Annotated in this window: 22 protein-coding genes; 11 read left to right on the forward strand and 11 right to left on the reverse strand. The window is 72.1% G+C overall.

Going from position 1 to position 17,609, the window contains the following annotated elements:
• Nucleotides 1-4: 4 nt before the first annotated feature.
• Entirely contained in the window at nt 5-1,018 is a 1,014-nt protein-coding gene (locus tag O7611_RS13880; protein WP_194802551.1) for a helix-turn-helix transcriptional regulator, read from the reverse strand.
• An 83-nt stretch (nt 1,019-1,101) separates the two neighbouring features.
• Between O7611_RS13880 and O7611_RS13885 the strand changes: the two genes are divergently transcribed.
• Nucleotides 1,102-2,091 (forward strand): tyrosine-type recombinase/integrase, encoded by a 990-nt coding sequence (locus tag O7611_RS13885; protein WP_194802552.1) that lies wholly within the window; start codon nt 1,102-1,104, stop codon nt 2,089-2,091.
• Between the two features lie 31 nt (nt 2,092-2,122).
• A complete protein-coding gene (locus tag O7611_RS13890; protein WP_194802553.1) occupies nt 2,123-2,968 on the forward strand; it encodes an LLM class flavin-dependent oxidoreductase in 846 nt (281 codons plus the stop codon).
• 4 nt (nt 2,969-2,972) lie between these two features.
• On the opposite strand, the gene O7611_RS13895 is transcribed toward O7611_RS13890, so the two are convergent.
• On the reverse strand, nt 2,973-3,344 hold the full coding sequence (locus tag O7611_RS13895; protein WP_194802554.1) for a VOC family protein: 372 nt from the start codon (nt 3,342-3,344) through the stop codon (nt 2,973-2,975).
• 117 nt (nt 3,345-3,461) lie between these two features.
• On the opposite strand from O7611_RS13895, the gene O7611_RS13900 reads away from it, so the two are divergent.
• Nucleotides 3,462-3,920, forward strand: a complete 459-nt coding sequence (locus tag O7611_RS13900) for an Rv0361 family membrane protein (protein WP_194802555.1) — start codon at nt 3,462-3,464, stop codon at nt 3,918-3,920.
• Nucleotides 3,921-3,923: 3 nt separating this feature from the next.
• On the opposite strand, the gene O7611_RS13905 is transcribed toward O7611_RS13900, so the two are convergent.
• The 3 genes from O7611_RS13905 to O7611_RS13915 form a co-directional block, all read right to left on the reverse strand.
• Nucleotides 3,924-4,610 carry a thymidine kinase gene (locus tag O7611_RS13905; protein WP_442929390.1) on the reverse strand — a complete coding sequence of 229 codons (687 nt, stop codon included), beginning with the start codon at nt 4,608-4,610 and terminating at the stop codon, nt 3,924-3,926.
• 92 nt (nt 4,611-4,702) lie between these two features.
• A complete protein-coding gene (locus tag O7611_RS13910) occupies nt 4,703-6,094 on the reverse strand; it encodes an MFS transporter (protein WP_194802556.1) in 1,392 nt (463 codons plus the stop codon).
• A gap of 20 nt (nt 6,095-6,114) precedes the next feature.
• Complete coding sequence (locus O7611_RS13915; RefSeq protein ID WP_194802557.1) at nt 6,115-6,882, reverse strand: glycerophosphodiester phosphodiesterase family protein; 768 nt, start codon at nt 6,880-6,882, stop codon at nt 6,115-6,117.
• An 88-nt stretch (nt 6,883-6,970) separates the two neighbouring features.
• Here O7611_RS13915 and O7611_RS13920 point away from each other — a divergent pair, with 88 nt between their 5' ends.
• Both O7611_RS13920 and O7611_RS13925 read left to right on the forward strand, forming a co-directional pair.
• A complete protein-coding gene (locus O7611_RS13920; RefSeq protein ID WP_228532690.1) occupies nt 6,971-7,420 on the forward strand; it encodes a helix-turn-helix domain-containing protein in 450 nt (149 codons plus the stop codon).
• On the forward strand, nt 7,413-7,781 hold the full coding sequence (locus tag O7611_RS13925) for a DUF4180 domain-containing protein (protein ID WP_194802558.1): 369 nt from the start codon (nt 7,413-7,415) through the stop codon (nt 7,779-7,781). Before O7611_RS13920 ends, O7611_RS13925 begins: the two co-directional genes overlap by 8 nt.
• A gap of 107 nt (nt 7,782-7,888) precedes the next feature.
• On the opposite strand, the gene O7611_RS13930 is transcribed toward O7611_RS13925, so the two are convergent.
• Nucleotides 7,889-8,461, reverse strand: a complete 573-nt coding sequence (locus tag O7611_RS13930; protein ID WP_269696982.1) for a transposase — start codon at nt 8,459-8,461, stop codon at nt 7,889-7,891.
• A 170-nt stretch (nt 8,462-8,631) separates the two neighbouring features.
• Here O7611_RS13930 and O7611_RS13935 point away from each other — a divergent pair, with 170 nt between their 5' ends.
• Nucleotides 8,632-8,943 (forward strand): transposase, encoded by a 312-nt coding sequence (locus tag O7611_RS13935; RefSeq protein ID WP_194803493.1) that lies wholly within the window; start codon nt 8,632-8,634, stop codon nt 8,941-8,943.
• Nucleotides 8,940-9,866, forward strand: coding sequence for an IS3 family transposase (locus O7611_RS13940; protein ID WP_194803492.1), 927 nt, complete (start codon nt 8,940-8,942; stop codon nt 9,864-9,866). The genes O7611_RS13935 and O7611_RS13940 overlap by 4 nt, the downstream gene beginning before the upstream one ends.
• A 27-nt stretch (nt 9,867-9,893) precedes the next feature.
• Here the strand turns inward: O7611_RS13940 and O7611_RS13945 are convergent, their stop codons facing one another.
• From O7611_RS13945 to O7611_RS13955, 3 genes are all read right to left on the reverse strand, one after another.
• Complete coding sequence (locus O7611_RS13945; protein WP_269696983.1) at nt 9,894-10,136, reverse strand: hypothetical protein; 243 nt, start codon at nt 10,134-10,136, stop codon at nt 9,894-9,896.
• Nucleotides 10,137-10,473: 337 nt separating this feature from the next.
• Entirely contained in the window at nt 10,474-11,124 is a 651-nt protein-coding gene (locus O7611_RS13950; RefSeq protein WP_269696984.1) for a flavodoxin family protein, read from the reverse strand.
• A gap of 62 nt (nt 11,125-11,186) precedes the next feature.
• Nucleotides 11,187-11,954: a lysophospholipid acyltransferase family protein gene (locus O7611_RS13955; protein ID WP_269696985.1), complete on the reverse strand. Its 768-nt coding sequence runs from the start codon at nt 11,952-11,954 to the stop codon at nt 11,187-11,189.
• Nucleotides 11,955-12,163: 209 nt separating this feature from the next.
• On the opposite strand from O7611_RS13955, the gene O7611_RS13960 reads away from it, so the two are divergent.
• On the forward strand, nt 12,164-13,576 hold the full coding sequence (locus tag O7611_RS13960) for a cytochrome ubiquinol oxidase subunit I (protein WP_194803384.1): 1,413 nt from the start codon (nt 12,164-12,166) through the stop codon (nt 13,574-13,576).
• 17 nt (nt 13,577-13,593) lie between these two features.
• Entirely contained in the window at nt 13,594-14,592 is a 999-nt protein-coding gene (cydB, locus tag O7611_RS13965; protein ID WP_013286337.1) for a cytochrome d ubiquinol oxidase subunit II, read from the forward strand.
• A 70-nt stretch (nt 14,593-14,662) separates the two neighbouring features.
• Here the strand turns inward: cydB and O7611_RS13970 are convergent, their stop codons facing one another.
• On the reverse strand, nt 14,663-15,352 hold the full coding sequence (locus O7611_RS13970; RefSeq protein ID WP_194803383.1) for a hypothetical protein: 690 nt from the start codon (nt 15,350-15,352) through the stop codon (nt 14,663-14,665).
• A 65-nt stretch (nt 15,353-15,417) separates the two neighbouring features.
• Nucleotides 15,418-15,882 carry a peroxiredoxin gene (locus tag O7611_RS13975; protein WP_194803382.1) on the reverse strand — a complete coding sequence of 155 codons (465 nt, stop codon included), beginning with the start codon at nt 15,880-15,882 and terminating at the stop codon, nt 15,418-15,420.
• 90 nt (nt 15,883-15,972) lie between these two features.
• On the opposite strand from O7611_RS13975, the gene O7611_RS13980 reads away from it, so the two are divergent.
• Nucleotides 15,973-16,365, forward strand: a complete 393-nt coding sequence (locus O7611_RS13980; RefSeq protein ID WP_194803381.1) for a YciI family protein — start codon at nt 15,973-15,975, stop codon at nt 16,363-16,365.
• Nucleotides 16,366-16,384: 19 nt separating this feature from the next.
• Complete coding sequence (locus O7611_RS13985) at nt 16,385-17,608, forward strand: RNA polymerase sigma factor (protein ID WP_269696986.1); 1,224 nt, start codon at nt 16,385-16,387, stop codon at nt 17,606-17,608.
• Nucleotide 17,609: the final 1 nt, after the last annotated feature.

Below are 17,609 nucleotides of genomic sequence, written 5' to 3' on the forward strand. Positions count from 1 at the left end.
CACGTCACGCCGACGCGGGGGAGGCCGGAGCACCGGCCGACCCCGCGTCGCCGTAGAGCCGGGCCAACGCATGCGCGGTCGCGATGAACCGTTCGCGCAGGTCGGCCGGGGTCAGCACCTCGACCTCCGCGCCGAGCTTCAGCAATTCGGCGTGGGCGTGCCGGACCGACTCGATCGGCACCGTGGTCTCCAGCCATCCGTCCGGGCCGGGCTCACCGGCCGCGGCCCGGGCGGCGCGGCTCATCTCCGGCGGGAACACGTACGGCATGAACTCCAGCGCCGCCACGGTGAGCCGGATGCGGGCCTGGTCGCGGTATACGTCGCGTTCGTAGCGGGCGGTCCACTCCCGCCAGTACGCGGCCAGGTCGAAGTCGTCGGACCGCGCGTACGGCTCGTCGGTGACCTCGACGTCGAGCACCGCACCGACCCGGTAGGTGCGTACCTGTTCCTCGCAGCGGCCCACCAGATACCAGCGGCCGGCCTTGAGCACCACGCCCAGCGGGGCGACGAGCCGGGTCACCTCCCGCGGCGCGCGCCAGCGCCGGTAGCGCAGCCGCACGAGCCGGTCCCGCCAGACCGCGCCGGCCAGCGCCTCCAGGTGCGGGGTGGCTTCGGGGTGCCGGAACCAGCCGGGTGCGTCCAGATGGAATCGTTGCCGGATCCGGCCGCTGCGGTCGGCCAGCTCACCGGGGAGCGCAGCGCGCACCTTCAACTCGGCGGCGGCCACCACCGACGCCAGTCCCAGTTCGGCGGCCGGGCCGGGCAGACCGGCGAGGAACAGCGCCTCGACCTCCGGGCCGGTCATCCCGGTGAGCCGGGTCCGGTAGCCCTCCAGCAGTCGGTATCCGCCGGCCGGCCCCCGATCGGCGTACACCGGCACACCGGCGGCGCCGAGCGACTCGACGTCGCGGTAGACGGTTCGCACCGACACCTCCAGGGCGTCGGCGAGTTCCGGGGCTGTCATCCGCCCCCGGGTCTGCAGGAGTAGCAGCAGGGAGACCAGCCGGCTGGCACGCACCCGGTGACGGTAACCCGGCCCGGGCGGCCGGGAACGGGCGCGCCTCGTCGCCAAACCCCCCACTTACTGAGAACCTTTCTCACATGCTTCGCCCCGAGGTGCTGCCCCGCGCCCGCCCCGCCGCCCTGCCCGCCGGCCCGGCCGACGTCACCGAGGCGTGGCTGCGCAACCGGCGGCTGTCCGAGCACACCCGCGACGCGTACCGCCGCGACGTCACCGGCTGGCTGAGCTGGTGCGCCGAACACGGCGTGGATCCGCTGCGGGCGACCTTCCTCGACGTCAACACCTACGGCCGCGAACTGGAGACCACACCCCGCGGCCGGGCCGGCCGCCCGCTCACCCCGGCCACCGTCGCGCGCCGGCTGTCCGCGCTGTCGAGCTGGTACGACTTCCTGGTCAAGCTGGGCGCGGTGCCGGCCAACCCGGTGTCGGCGGCGGATCGTCCGCGCGTGGACCGGGACCACTCCGCCACCGTCGGCCTGACCCCCGAGGAGGTCGACGCGCTGATCGCCGCCGCCGAGGCCGACACCGGCCCGGCCGCCGCCCGGAACCGGGCCGCCGTCGCACTGCTGGCCGACCTGGGCCTGCGGGTCGGGGAGTTGGTCGCGCTGGACGTGTCCGACCTGGGCACGGAGCGCGGTCACCGCAGCGTCCGCTTCGTCGGCAAGGGCGGCAAGGTACGCCGGCGCGCACTCACCCCCGGCACCGCGTACGCGGTCGACGCCTACCTGGCCGTGCGGGCCGCCGCGCAGGTTGTCACGGTGCCGGAGCTGACCGGTCCGCTGCTGGTCACCTCCACCGGCGGCCGGCTGGACCGGCACGCCGTGTTCAGGCTGGTGCGCCGCCTCGCACAACGTGCCGGGATCGCCGCGTGGGCGAAGCTGTCGCCGCACTCGCTGCGCCACGCGTTCGCCACCACGGCCCGCTCCGAGGGGGTTCCGCTGGAGGACGTGCAGGACGCGATGGGGCACGCCGACCCGCGTACCACCCGCCGCTACGACCGGGACCGGCACAACCTGGACCGCGACCCGGCGTACGCGATCTGGGCCGCGCGGGCCCGCCGGCGCGGCTGAGCCCGTCGTAGCCCCGCCGTAGGGTGCCGGCATGCGACACGGACTGGAGATCGCCTGCGGCGGGGCGGCACTGACGGTTACCGACCTGGTGGCCCTCGGTGAGCTGGCCGAGCGGGTCGGCTGGGACGGGATCTTCCTGGAGGACTACCTCGTCCACCACTCCGGCGACGACCCACCCACCTGGGATCCGTGGCTGGTGCTGGCCGCGATCGCCGGGCGCACCGAACGGGTACGGCTCGGCACCACTGTCACCGCGCTGCCGCGGCGCCGACCGGCCAAGCTGGCGCGCGAGGTGCTCACCCTCGACCACCTCTCCGGGGGCCGGGCCGGCGTCGCGGTCGGAGTCGGCGACCCCGCTGACCCGGGTCTGGCCGCGTTCGGCGAGCCCACCGACCTCAAGACCCGCGCCGCGATGCTCGACGAGGGCCTCGACCTGCTGGTCGGGCTCCTCGGCGGCAAACCGGTCACGCACCGCGGCGTCCACTACCGGGCCGAGGGCGTGGCGTTGCGTCCGGCGCCGGTGCAGTCGCCCCGGGTGCCGGTCTGGGTGGGCGGCAGCACCCAGGCGAAGGCGGTGCTGCGGCGCGCCGCCCGGGCGGACGGGATCGTGCCCTACAAGCTGACCGACACCGAGGGGTGGTCCGACTTCACGCCCGACGAGGTGGCCGAACTGGTCGCCGCACTGCCGGCCCGCCGGGCGGACGGCCAGGCATTCGACGTGGCCCTCGGCGGCCGGCGGCGGAGTCCCGACGAGCGGGCCGAGCGGGCCTACCTGGCGCAGGTAACGCAGGCGGGCGCCACCTGGTGGCTGGAGTACGTCCCGGCCGCCGATCCGGCCGCGATGCGGGCCGCGGTGCTCCGCGGCCCGCTGCGCTGACCGGTCAGCCCTGCGGGCGGGGGCAGAGGCAGAACGGCTGGCCGATCGGGTCGAGCAGCACGGTCCACCGCTCACCGCCGGGCTGGAACCCGGGCCGGGTCGCGCCGGCCGCCACCAGGTCCTTCTCCGCGACCGTCACGTCGTCGACGTAGAGGTCGAGGTGGTACCGCTTTCCGCCGCTCTCGTCCGGCCAGGCCGGCGGCGCGTAGCCGGGCACCAGGCCGAAGCCGATCGACGTGCCGTCCTTGACGATCATCGCGTACTCGGCCTGACTGTGGGTGATCTCCCAACCGAGCGCGTGGGCGTAGAAGGCCGCGTGTGCGGCGGGGTCGGAGCTGTCCAGGTTGATCATGGCGATGTCTGCGTGCGTGGTCATACCGGGAGTCTGCCGCTCGTACCTGCCACCTGTTGTCAGGTACGAGCGCGAGGCCGGCTCGGCCGGAGCACCGCAAGTGCCTGCGCGCCGCTGCCCGGTTGCCTACCGTCGTCGGTGATGGGCAGGCAACGGGAGTGGCAGCACCCGGCCCGGCGTCGCCGCCCGCTACGCGCGGGCGTGCTGATCGCCGGTCTCGGCGTGGGCACCTGCCTGATCGGGGTGGCCGGTCTGGCGGCGTGGAACGCGCAGGTGGTGCTCCAGGCCGACGGGCCGGTGCGGGAGACCGCCGACGGGTTCTTTCGCGACGTCGCGTCCGGGGACACCGACGCGGCGTACGAGCGGCTGTGCGCCGAGGCCCGGGGCAAGTGGAGCAAGTCGGGCTTCGGCAGTTGGGTCCGTACGCCACCGCAGGTCAGCGGCTACGAGATCGTCGACGTGTCGGTGGCGACCCGGTCCGGCAAACCGACGGGGACGGTGATCGTGCGGATCAACCGCGACGGCGGCGGCAGCGAGGAGCGGGAGCTGCCCGTGGTGCCGGAGGGCGGCGGCTGGCGGGTGTGCGGAGACCCGTTCTGACGTTCAGCCGCGCGGGCCGAGGTCGCCGGAGCGGTAGTGGCGCCGGCACAGCACCTGGTAGCGCACGTCGGCGGTGTCGACGGTGTCGCCGATGACGACCTGCGCGCCCTCGCGCACCACCCGGCTGTCCACCACGCGGGCGTTGAGCAGCCCTTCCCGGCCGCACCAGCAGAGCACCTCGACCTGGATGCGGGCCACCTCGTCGGCCAGCTCGAACAGCCGCTGCGCGGCCGGGAACAGACAGGAGCGGAAGTCGGTGGCCAGGCCGAAGGCGTAGACATCGACGTCGAACCGGTCGACCAGCTCGGCCATCTGCTCGATGTGTTCGAGGTTGTAGAACGACGCCTCGTCGCAGATCAGGTAGTCCACGCGTACCCCCTCGGCCCACGCGTCGCGGACCAGGGCGCGCAGGTCGAGGTCATCGGTGACCTCGACCGCCTCGTGGGCCAGGCCGATGCGGGTGGTGACCTGCGGGCCCAGCGAGCGGTCGATACGGGTGGTGACCAGGCCGCGGCGGCCCTGCCGGGCGTGGTTGTGGTTCATCTGCAACGCCATGGTGGACTTGCCGCAGTCCATCGGCCCCCAGAAGAACTTCAGCGCGGCGGCGTGCAGCGGCCGGCCGTCGACGCCGCGGGCGGCGGCGCAGCCGGCGGCCCGGTCGTCGCCGGGCCCCGGCAGGGGGCGGGCCAGGCAGGTCTGGGCGGCGTCGTCGGTCACGTCGGGGCAGCCTAGTCCATCGACACCACCCGATCAGGCCCCCGATGATCGACGGGCACGGCGGGTCAGAGCACCCGGGGCGGGGTGTTGCCGGCGGCGATGATGGCCCGGCGCATCGGCACGGCGGCCAGCAGCGCGAAGCCGACCACGAAGAAGATCAGCAGAGACACCAGGCCCACCCGGTATGACGAGGTCAGCTGGAAGACCAGGCCGAACGCCAGCGGGCCGAGCCAGCTGGTGCCCTTGTCGCTGATCTCGTAGAAGCCGTAGTACTCGCCCTCCTTGCCGGCCGGGATGAGCTGACTGAACAGTGAGCGGCTCAGCGCCTGGCTGCCGCCGAGCACCAGGCCGATGCAGCCGCCGAGGATCATGAACGGCACCGGCGCCTCGGCGGGCAGCCGGAACGCGGCGATGATCACACCGGTCCAGAGCACCAGCGACAGCAGCACGGTCTTCCAGGCGCCGATGCGCTTGGCGAGCGAGCCGAGGGCGAGGGCGCCGCCGAAGGCGAGGAACTGCACCAGCAGGATGGTCACGATCAGGGTGCTCTGCTCCAGCCGCAGTTCCTCGGTGCCGTACTGGCTGGCGAGCGTGATGACGGTCTGGATGCCGTCGTTGAAGACCAGGAACGCGAGCAGGAAGAACAGCGTCAGCGGGTACGTCTTCAGTTCCCGCAGGGTGCGCCCGAGCTGCCGGAACCCGTCGGTGAGCACGTTGCCGCCCGCCTGCAGGGCTGCGGCGGTGGGGTGTTCGCGCAGCCAGCGCAGCGGGACCAGGGTGAACGCGGCCCACCACACGCCTGCCGACACGATCGACCAGCGGGCCAGGTCCAGCGTGCGCTGGGCGTTGCCCTCCTCGCTGAGCATCGTGACCGCGACCAGGTTCAGCGCGAGCAGCAGGCCGCCGCCGAGGTAGCCGATGGCCCAGCCGCGGCTGGAGATGCCGTCGCGTTCGTCCGGGCCGCCCAGTTGCGGCAGGAACGAGTTGTAGACGACCACGGCGGCGCCGAAGGAGATGTTCGCGATCAGGAACAGCGCGCCGCCGAGCAGGTAGCGCTCGCCGGTGACGAACGCGAACGCGATGGTCGCGCCGGCGCCGGTGAACGCCGCGGCGGCGAGCAGCCGCTTCTTGTGCGCCGACCGGTCGGCGATCGCGCCGATCACCGGCAGCACGAACACGGTGAGGAAGACCGACAGCGAGATCAGGTACGGGTAGAACGAGCCGGCGGCGACCTTGATGCCCAGCGGGTACACCGCGCCGTCGCAGCTGTCCGCGCCCAGTTCGCACCCGGCGGCGAGTTCGGTGACCGTGGTGAGGAACGGCCCGAGGAAGACCGTGATGACAGTGGTCTGGAACGCCGAGTTCGCCCAGTCGTAGAAGTACCAGCCGGTGCGCTCGCGGCGGGTGCTGCCCGGTCCGGCGGGGTCGGCGACGGCGGGGGTGACCGTATCGGCCATCGGGGGTCGTCCTCGGGGGCTCAGGCGGCCCAGTGGCCGCGACTGCGATAGACGTCACGGAGCACGCTGACGTGATCGGTCATGATGCCATCCACACCAAGATCAAGTAAGTGGTGCATCTGGGTGGGATCGTCGATCGTCCAGACGTGCACCTGCAACCCGAGCCGGTGGCAGTACGCGAGGAACCGCCGGTCGGCCACCGGCACCCGTCCGAAGGCGACCGGCACCTGCGCGGCCACCACCGACGGGGGCAGCCGTAGCGGCCGTCCGTGCAGCGAGGCCAGCCGCAGCCGGGCCACGCCGCGCATGCCGAGGCTGGTGGCGACCTTCGGCCCGGCCAGCGCCCGCAGCCGGGCCAGCCGGGCGTCACTGAACGAGGCGAGCAGCACCCGCTCACCGGCGCCGGTCCGGGTGACCGTGGCGACGGTGGGCGCCACGCCGCCGTCGGACTTCACGTCGATGTTGAAGCGCACCTGCGGCCAGGCGCCGAGCACCTCGTCCAGGCGTGGCACCAGGGCGGCACCGCCGACCCGTACCGAGGACAGGTCGGCCCAGCGCAGGTCCGCGATGCGGCCCGGCTCGCCCGTGACGCGGCGCAGCGTCGGGTCGTGGAACACCACCGGTACGCCGTCGGCGGTGGCGTGCACGTCGGTCTCCACGTACCGGTAGCCCAGGGCGACGGCACGGGCGAACGCGGTGGCGGTGTTCTCGTCGCCGTCGGCCGCGCCGCCGCGGTGGGCGAACGCCAGCGGCGCGGGCGCGTCGAGGTAGCCGTGACGGGGCTGCACGCGGGCAGTATGCCCGGCCCGGGTGACGCGCACATGGCCAGGCAGTGAAATTACCTATCGTTCCCTATCGTCGCTAAGATAGGGTGCGATGAGTAACGACATGTATTCGGTGGAGCAGGTTGCTGACCTGCTCGGCCTGCACGTGCGCACGGTGCGCGGCTACATCCGCTCGGGCCGGCTGCGGGCCACGCGGATCGGCAAGCAGTACCGGATCGCCCGCGCGGACCTGGACGCGCTGACCGGCCGGCCCACGGCGGCTGCTCCGGCGCCGGGAGCGGAGGTGTCCAGCGTCGTTCGCCTCGACGGCGTCGACCGGGCCGCCGTCGACCGGCTCGCCACGCTGGTGCTGGCGGGCGTGAACACCCACCACGACCCGGACCGCCCGCTGCGCGTGCAGACGGTCCACGACGAGGAGCGGCACCGCATGACCATCGTGATCCTGGGCGATCTCACCGCCACCGCCGACCTGCTGCGCCTGCTCGACGGCGTGCTCGACGGCGGCAACGGCCTGCTCGGCGGGGAACGCCGCGATGGCTGACCTGATGCAGGAGCGCGCCGGCGTGCCGGTGCTGGTCTGCGGCCCGGACGGCCCGCCGATCGCCACCGAGGCCGACGCGCTGGACCTGATCGGCGCGGCGTTCCTCGGTGCGACCGTGGTGGCGGTGCCGGCCGAACGGCTCGACCCCGGCTTCTTCACGCTCGGCACCCGCTTCGCCGGTGAGGTGATGCAGAAGTTCGTCAACTACCGGCTGCGCCTGGCGATCGTCGGTGACATCTCCGCGCACCTGGAGCGCAGCGGCGCGCTGCGCGCGCTGGTGGCCGAGTCGAACCGGCACGACCAGGTGTGGTTCGTGCCCGACCTGACCGCCCTCGACGAACGTCTGCGCGCTACCCCCTGACCCACCCTGCCCACCCCCGCCTCGCCGATCCTGCACTTGCGGCCCTCGTCGAGGGCGGTTGGCCGGATTTGCCGGGGCGCCAACTGCAAGATCTGTGAAGGTTGCTGTCAAGTGGTGGCTTCGAGGGTGCGCCAGATTTGGCGGGCTATGTAGCGTTTGAGGCTGCGGGTGATCTCGGCTGGGGTGCGGCCTTCGGTGGTGCGGCGGTTGATGTAGTCCTTGGTGGGCTGGTGGCATCGTTGGCGGGTTTTGGCGATGGTGTGCAGGGCGGCGTTGAGGGTGCGGTCGCCGCCTCGGTTGAGGCGGTGGCGGGTGATGCGCCCGGAGCTGGCGGGGACGGGGCTGACGCCGGCGAGTGAGGCGAAGGCGGCTTCGTTGCGGAACCGGCCGGGGTGTGACCAGGCGGTCAGCGCGATCGCGGCGGTGACGGGGCCGATGCCGGGTTGGTCGAGCAGGGTGGGGCAGAGTTTGTCGACCAGGGTGCGGATTTCGGTGAGGTTGGCTTTCAGGAGCCGGTCGAGGGTCTGGATCTGCTCGGCGAGGGTTGCCAGGTGAGTGCGGCGCAGCCGGTCGAGACCGCTGCCGCTGGTGGTGGTGAGGGTGGTGGCGTGCTGGACCTGTCGCAGGGTGCTCAGTCCTCGCATCTGTGTGCGGAGGTCGTCGTCGGCGGTGAGGATCACCGATTTGAACAGGTTGATGGTGGCGGTGCGGGTGTCGCTGTAGTGGCGGCGGCAGACGTGCAGCAGGCGCAGGGCTTCCCGGTCGCCGTCGGTGCGGGGTGAGGTGAGCCACCCCCGCTTTCATGGAGCTTCTTGATCATGGTCTTATGGCCGTGGGGAGGAAGTCGTCCGTGGCAGCACCGAAGAAGTACCCCGACGAGCTACGTCAGCGCGCCGTGCGCCTGTATCGCGAGTCGGACCCGAAGCCGGTGATCCGGCGCCTGGCCGAGCAACTCGGCGTGCATCACGAGGCGTTGCGGAACTGGATCCGCCAGGCCGAGGCCGACACGGGTGAGCGTCACGACCGGCCGACCAGCGAGATGGCGGACGAGAACCGGCGGCTGCGCAAGGAAGTTGCCGAGTTGCGGCGGGCGAACGAGATTCTGAAGGCCGCGAGTGCGTATTTCGCGGCGGAGCTCGACCCGACCCGGCGACGGTCATGAGGTTCATTCACGAACACCGTGACCAGTTCGCGGTCGCGCTCCTGCTACGGGTCCTCAACATCGGCGCTTCAACCTACTACGCGTGGGTCAAGCAGGCCGAGCAGCCCTGCGACCGGGACGTCGTCGACCTGGGGCTGATCTCCAACATCCACGAGATCTGGGAGACCTCCGGGCGCACCTACGGCGCTGACCGGGTCCACCGGCAGCTGCGCCGTGACGGCATCCGCGTGGGCCGCAAGCGCGTCGAGCGGCTGATGGCCGAGCAGGGCTGGCAGGGGGCGTTCCTGCGTCGAGGCTGGCGTGGTGGCTCCACGAAGCAGGATCCCCGGCACACGCCGGCGCCGGATCTGGTCAATCGGCAGTTCACCGCCGACGGGCCGAACCGGCTCTGGGTTGCCGACGCCACCCGCATCCCGTGCGGTGAGGGTGTGTTCTGGTTGGCTGCGGTCCGCGACGCGTTTTCCCGCCGGATCGTCGGGTGGAAGACGTCTGACCGCTGCGACACCGACCTGATCCTCGCCGCCCTCGAATACGGCATCTGGTCGCGCGACGTCCGCGACGGCCAGTTGATCCACCACAGCGACCGCGGGTCGAACTACACGTCGTTCCGCTTCGCGGAACGCTTGCAGGACAACGGGATCCTGCCGTCGATGGGCTCCGTCGGCGACTCGTACGACAACGCCCTGATGGAGAACTTCTGGTCCACGCTGAAGATCGAACTCGTCTACCGCACGTCCTGGCGGACCCGCGACGAGGCCGAGAACGCGATCTTCGCCTACATCGACGGCTGGTACAACACCCGCCGCATACAGAAGGAACTGGGCTACCTCAGCCCGAACGAGTACGAGACCGCCTGGCACACCCGCCAGCCGCAACCAGCCGAGCCACCTATCGCCACCCCTGCGCCAGCCGGCAGCAGGTAACCACCGCTCCATCAAAGCGGGGGGAACTCAACCGTGACAACGAGCGCCGTCCAGGGCCCAGGCCCGCCGGCCCGTTCCCAGCACGGCCGTCTGCCGGCCGGCCCAGGCCAGCAGGACAGCGGCGCCGTCGTCGGTGGCCGGCACGGTGATCTCCGCCAGCACGGTGCCGACCGCGGTGAGCACCGCGGCGGTGTGCGTATCGGTATGGGTGTCCACACCGACGACCGCGTCGACACGCTCGGCCAGACGTTCTGCCAGGATGGGAAACACGGACGGTTCTCCCTTGCACGGGACGACGTTCGGACGGCGTCGGCCCGGGAGCGATCATCCAGCGGCACATCTGTGATGAGTCACGCGACACGGGCTGCACACCCCTTCGCGGACAGGCTTCTGATCAGGCCAACAAGGTGGGCCGGGCCGACGCCGGCAACCCACGAGGACAAGTCGACGCCACGGCACACCAACTGACAGCGGCCAGATCTTGCATGAGTCACCCATAGATCACCAACGTCGAACCCTACCGATACCAACCTCCCGGAACCGGCCCACCTATAGAAGCGTCGACCGCGGCGGACGCGGCCAGCCGGAGTGGGTAGGGGGCGTCGGGTCAGCCGGGCCGGCTGCTGGGGCCGGTGGCCGCGTTGCGGGTTCCGGGGGGCGGGTAGGGGCTCTCCGCGAGCAGCCGGGCCAGGTGGGCGCTGTTGAGCGCCAGCGCGGCGGTGGTGCGGCCGGTCGTGTCGGGCTTGGGGCGGGCGTCGATGTAGTCGGTCTTGTGCAGCGCCTCCCCGACCCAGTAGGTGGCCCCGGCGGCCGGGCAGGTGAACCCCACCTCGTTGAGGGCCTGCTGCACCTCGGCGATGGTGTGGTGCGCGCCGTCCTCGTTGCCGACCACTGCCACCCCGCCGACCTTGCCGTAGGTGCACAGGCGGCCCTGGTCGTCGGTCTCGGACAGCTCGGCGTCCAACCGTTCGAGGACCATCTTGGTCACCGACGAGGGCTGACCGAGCCAGATCGGCGTGGCGATGATCAGGATCTGGGCGGCGAGCAGCTTGGCGCGGATGGCGGGCCAGCCGTCGCCGTCGCCCTCGTCGACGGAGACCCCGAAGCGCACGTCGTGGTCGACCACCCGGACGATCTCGCCGTCGACGCCCTGCTCGGCCAGCGCGTCGAGCACCTCCTGGCCGAGCACCTGTGAACTGGACGTCGCCGGGGAGTGCTTCAGGGTGCAGTTGAGAACGAGTGCTCGAACAGCGGTCATGACCGGGTCCTCTCCGCGTACGGGATGCGCGGCTTGATACCCGCCACCGCGCCCACGATGCGTCAGCCGGTACGGCGGCGGTGCGCGCGGCTGTCGTCCACCGGGCGGCCGGGGTCGACGTGCCGGGGCCGATCGGGCTCGTCGGGACGCAGCGGCACGAGGTCCTCGGTGATCGCGTCGATGATCCGGTCGGTGGCCTGCCGGGCCGCGCCGGGGGAGCCCGGCCGCAGGTCGTCCAGCGGCACCGGGGCGCCGAAGTGCACCCGGATGGCCGGTCGGCGCACGATCGCCCGGGCCACCGCACGCAGCATCCCCTTGGGCGCCCGGTAGGGCAGCACCTCGTGCGAGCCCCATTGGGCCACCGGTACGACGGCGGCGCCGCTGGCGAACGCGAGGCGGGCCGCGCCGGTCTTGCCCCGCTCGGGCCACATGCCCGGGTCGAGCCCGATGCGTCCCTCCGGGTAGACGAGCACCACCGACCCGCCGGCCACGGCCTGGGCGGCGACCTCCAGCGAGCGGTGCACCGCGGCGGTGCCCCGGTCGACGCGGATGTGCCCGGCGTGGCGCATCAGCGAGCCGATCAGCGGGGCGCGGAACAGCCCGCCGGTGGCCATGATCCGGGGTGCGACGCGCCGGACCTGGCAGGCGGCGGCGAGCACCACGGGGTCGAATGGGCTGATGTGGTTGGCGGCCAGGATCAGCGGGCCGTGGCGCAGCGCGTCGGGCACGTCGCCGGTGACCTCCAGCCGGCCGACCAGCCCGACGACGGCGCGGGCGAGCGTCTGCGCGCCCCGCCACAGCAGCGGCGCACGCCAAGGGGTGCTGTTCATCAGTGCTGGATGGTCGCACGTGCGGGCACGGGCCGGGGAGCCGGTGGGGGTCCTCCGGCAGGGGTGATCCCGGGACCGCAGGTCCTCCGGCAAGGGTGATCAGGGTCATTGGTCCCGGGCCGGGTGGGGCCCTGCGGCCCTGCTGCTTTCGCTACGACGCCGAGTAGTATCTACTACGTCTCGTAGTATGCACAGCTGGGGGTTTTCTGGTGGACGCGTTGGACGTCGCCCGCTGGCAGTTCGGTGTCACCACCGTCTACCACTTCTTGTTCGTGCCGTTGACCATCGGCCTGTCCGTGCTGGTGGCGATCCTCCAGACCATGTGGCACCGCACCGGCAACGAGCGGTACCTCAAACTCACCAAGTTCTACGGCAAGCTCTTTCTGATCAACTTCGCGATGGGTGTGGTCACCGGCATCGTGCAGGAGTTCCAGTTCGGCATGAACTGGAGCGACTACTCCCGCTTCGTCGGTGACATCTTCGGGGCGCCGCTGGCCATCGAGGCCCTGGTGGCGTTCTTCCTGGAGTCCACGTTCATCGGCCTGTGGATCTTCGGCTGGGACCGGCTGCCCAAGCGCCTGCACCTGGCCTCGATCTGGGCCGCCGCGATCGGCACCAACCTGTCGGCGTACTTCATCCTCGCCGCGAACTCGTTCATGCAGAACCCGGTCGGCTTCCGGATCAACCCGGAGAGCGGCCGCGCCGAGCTGACCGATTTCGTCGCCGTGCTCACCAACAAGGTCGCCCTGGTGACCTTCCCGCACACCCTGGCCGGCGCGTTCCTGGTCGCCGGGTCGCTGATGGTGACCGTGGGCCTGTGGCACGTGATGCGCAACCGCGACAGCGCCGACACCGGCGCGTACCGCTTCGCCACCAAGCTCGGCTCCTGGACGGTCCTGGTCTCCTCGGCGCTGGTGATCCTCACCGGCGACATCCAGGGCAAGATCATGACCGAGGTGCAGCCGATGAAGATGGCGGCCGCGGAGGGCCTCTACACCACCGAGAGCCCCGCCTCGTTCTCCGTGCTCACCGTCGGCAGCCTGGACGGCAGCCGCGAGCTGTTCGCCGTCAAGATCCCGTACCTGCTGTCGTTCCTCGGCACCGGCGACCCCAACGGCACCGTGCAGGGCATCAACGACCTGCAGGCCCAGTACGCCAGCCAGTACGGCCCCGGCAACTACGCCCCGATCATCCCGGTCACCTACTGGAGCTTCCGGTTCATGATCGCCTTCGGGCTGGCCGCCGCCGCGATCGCGCTGCTGGTGCTGTGGAGCCAGCGCAAGGGCCGCACCCCCACCAGCAAGTGGCTGCTGCGCGCCGGCCTGGTCATGCCCGTGCTGCCACTGCTGGCCAACTCCTTCGGCTGGATCTTCACCGAGATGGGCCGTCAGCCGTGGATCGTCTTCGGCGAGATGCTCACCCGTGACGGTGTGTCCCGCAGCGTCTCCCTGACCGAGGTGCTCACCTCGTTCACCGCGTTCACCCTCATCTACGCCGTCCTCGCGGTGGTCGAGTTCAAACTGCTGGTCCGCTACGCCCGCGCCGGCGTACCGGACGTCACCCCGCAGACCGACGACGACGACACCGACGACGCCGAGCGCCCGCTGGCGTTCGCCTACTGACACCCCGGAGCCCAACCGTGGAACTGACGACCGTCTGGTTTCTCCTCGTAGCGGTGCTCTTCACCGGCTACTTCATCCTCGAAGGCTTCGACTTCGGCGTCGGGATGCTGCTGCCGGTGCTCGGCCGCGACGACAGGCAGCGCCGCGTCCTGATCAACACCATCGGCCCGGTCTGGGACGGCAACGAGGTGTGGCTGATCACCGCCGGCGGCGCCATGTTCGCCGCCTTCCCCGAGTGGTACGCCACCCTGTTCTCCGGGTTCTACCTGCCGCTGCTGCTGATCCTGCTGGCCCTGATCGCCCGCGGTGTCGCCTTCGAGTACCGCCACAAGCGGCCCGAGGCGTCCTGGAAGCGCCGCTGGGACCAGGCCATCTTCTGGGGCTCCGCGATCCCGGCGGTGCTGTGGGGCGTGGCGTTCGCGAACATCTTCCGCGGCGTGCCGCTGGACGCCGACCACGAGTACGTCGGCGGCCTGCTCGACCTGCTCAACCCGTACGCGCTGCTCGGCGGCCTGACCACGCTGGGGCTGTTCCTCACCCACGGCGCGGTGTTCCTGGCGCTCAAGACCACCGGTGACATCCGGGAGCGCGCCGGCGCCCTCGCCGTCAAGCTCGGTGTCGGCACCGCCGTGGCCGCCGTGGCGTTCCTGAGCTGGTCGCTGAGCATCCGCTCCAGCGCCGCCGCCGTCGTGCTAGCCGTCGGTGCCGCCCTCGCCCTGCTCGGCGGTCTGGCCGCGGCCAAGGTACGCCGGGAGGGCTGGGCGTTCACCGGTACGGCGGTGGCCATCGCCCTGGCCGTGGCGACGCTGTTCGCCGCGCTGTTCCCGAACGTCATGCCGTCCACCCTCGACGCGGCCGGCACGCTGACCGCCACCAACGCCGCGTCCACCCCGTACACCTTGAAGATCATGACCTGGGTCGCAGTGGTGTTCACGCCGATCGTGCTGGCGTACCAGGGTTGGACGTACTGGGTGTTCCGCCGCCGGATCGGGGTACAGAACATTCCGCAACACTGATCGACCTGTGGGCGCAGGGGCGCGGGGCCGGTGCGAGGGGGTCGCACCGGCCCCGCGGGGCGTTCCGGGGTCAGCGCGCCTCGCGCAGTTCCGCCAGCCGCGCCTCGATCTCGGCCAGCTCGGCGCGCAGCTTCTCCGCCTGCTGTTCGGCCTCGGCCCGCTCGGCGGCCAGGATCTGCTCCACCGCCTCCTGCACCCCCGGCACGTCGACAAGCGCCACCATCCGCAGCGCCTCGGCCGGCTTCACCACGTACGGCCGGGCCAGCGCCTTCGTGCCCTGCTGCGCGGCCACCGTCCACTCGCCCTCGGCGTACGCGAGGGTGACGGTCAGCCCCGGCGGCGTCTTCGGCTTCGCGGCCTTCACCGCCCGCTTCGCCGGCTTCGGCTCCGCCGCCGGCTGCTCGGCCTTCGGCTCCTCCCGCCGCGGCGCCGGCACCCGCGGCGTGTCCAGCACGAACTCCGGCTCCGGCGGGGCCGCCGGTGGCTGCTCCGGTTCCGGCTTCGCCTCGGCGGCCGGACGCCGCCCGGCGCCCTTGGGGGCGATCGCCACGTCGGCGGGGGAGAAGGGCAGCTCGTCGCGGCCGAACCGCACCACCACGAACTCCTCCGACGCCGCCGGGTCGGTCAGCTCCACCACCTGCCCGAGCTGCCCGGCCATCTGCCCGGCCGCCTCGGTGAACACCACCCGGGGCTTGCGGCCCGCCGCAAGGGCCTCCCGGATTCCCTGAACCTCGTCAGTGGACAAACCCTGACCCGCCATCACGCCCTCTTCCGTACACCTGTTTGACGCAGCCTTGATACCAGCCGGCTGCGACACCGCGATGATCAGCCCCCGAGGGCCCGCAACGCCGCGTCGGCGTGCTCGTTCATGTTCAGCTCGTTGTGCACCACGGCGAGGACCCGCCGGTCGGTGCCGATCACGAACGTCATCCGCCGGGTGCTCAGCGCGCCCAGCGGCAACCGCCGCCGCACCCCGAACGCCCGCGCCACCGTCCCGTCGGCGTCGGACAGCAGCGGATAGTCGAACCCGTGCCGGCGGGCGAACTCGGCCTGCCGCTGCACCGGATCCCGGCTGATCCCCACCCGAGACGCGCCCACCGCCGCGAACTCCGCCGCCAGGTCCCGGAAGTGGCAGCTCTGCGCCGTGCAGCCCCGCGTCATCGCCGCCGGATAGAAGAACAGCACCACCGGACCGGCGGCCAGGAACTCCGACAGCCGCCGTGGCGTACCCGTCTCGTCCGGCAGCGTGAAATCCTCGACCAGGTCACCGACACCAACCGCGTCACTCATGACGCGAGGATATGTAGACATCGGCGATCCCGCTCCGTCGTACCGGGCGAGCGGCGGGGAGGCACCGCCGCACGACGCGAAGGACCGACAGTGAAGTACGTGATCATGATCCACTCCAACCCGGAGCCGTGGGGCCACCCCACCTCCGAATACCTCGCCGCCCACCAGGAGCTTCCCGCCGAGGTACGCGACCGGCTCAACGCCGACTTCGAGCAGGTGATGACCGAGCTGCACGCCAACGGGGAACTGGTCGTCGGCGAGGCGCTCGCCGACCCCCGCACCGCCCGGCTCTACCGGTGGCGCGACGGCGCACCGCTGGCCACCGACGGCCCGTACTCCGAGGCCAAGGAACACCTCGCCGGTTTCTTCCTCATCGACGTCGAGGACCAGGCCCGCGCCGAGGCCGTCGCCGCGAAGTTCGCCGGCCCGGGCGAGACCGTCGAGCTGCGGCCCCTGATGTGGCCGGGCGGCTCCGATCAGTGACGCCACGCCCCTCGCGGACGTGTGGCGCCGGGAGGCGCCGCACGTCCGCGCCGCGCTGCTGCGCCGCTACGGGCACCCCGACGCCTGCGAGGACGCCCTCCAGGACGCGGCGGAAGCCGCAGCCGCGCGGTGGCCGCTCACCGGCGTCCCCGACGAACCCCGCGCCTGGCTCATCCAGGTCGCCTCGCGGCGGCTGATCGACCGGATGCGCGCCGAGGCGGCCCGAACCCGCCGCGAGCGGCTCGACGCGGGCCGGCAACCCGGCGCCGGCGTGGTACCGCCCGTCGACGACGACACGCCCGTGACCGGCGCCGACGACACGTTGCGGCTGCTGTTCCTGTGCTGCCACCCGGCGCTGAGCCGCCCCTCCCAGGTCGCGCTGACCCTGCGCGCCGTGGCGGGACTGCGGGTGGAGCAGATCGCCGCGGCCTACCTGGTTCCGGCCCGGACCATGACGCAGCGGCTGAGCCGCGCCCGCGCGACACTGCGCGAGGCCGGCGCCCGGTTCACCATGCCGCCACCGGACGCGCTGCCCGACCGGGTGGCCGCCGTGCTGGACGTGTGTCACCTGGTGTTCAGCGAGGGCTACACCCGCACCTCCGGCGACCAGCTCCTGGACGTCGAACTCGCCGAGGAGGCGATCCGGCTCACCCGGCAGGTCCACGCCGCCCTGCCCGGCCACCACGAGGTCACCGGCGCGCTGGCGCTGATGCTGCTCACCCACGCCCGGTCGGCGGCCCGTACCGACGCCGCCGGTGACCTCGTACCGCTGGCCGACCAGGACCGCTCCCGCTGGCGCGGCGACCTCATCGACGAGGGCGTAACGCTGCTCGGCCGGGCCCTGCCCCACGGCCCGGTGGGCCGCTACCAGCTCCAGGCGGCCATCGCCGCCGTGCACGCCGAGGCGCCGGCCTTCGGCGACACCGACTGGCTGCAGATCAGCGTCCTCTACGACATGCTGAGCCGGGTCGCCCCCAGCCCGTTCGTCACGCTCAACCAGGCCGTCGCGGTGGCCATGGCGCACGGCCCCGCCGTCGGGCTGGCCCTGCTCGACCCGCTGCTGGCCGACCCGGCGATGCGCGGCCACCACCGGCTGCACGCCGTGCGCGCGCACCTGCTGGAACTCCGCGGCGACCCGCAGGCCGCCGCCGAGCACTACCGGCTGGCCGCCCGGCTCACCGGCAGCCTGCCCGAACAGCGCTACCTCAACCGGCGGCTGGCGCGCCTGATCAGCGGCTCCTGAT

The organism is Micromonospora sp. WMMC273 (assembly GCF_027460285.1).
GTDB classification, from domain to species: Bacteria; Actinomycetota; Actinomycetes; order Mycobacteriales; family Micromonosporaceae; genus Micromonospora; species Micromonospora aurantiaca.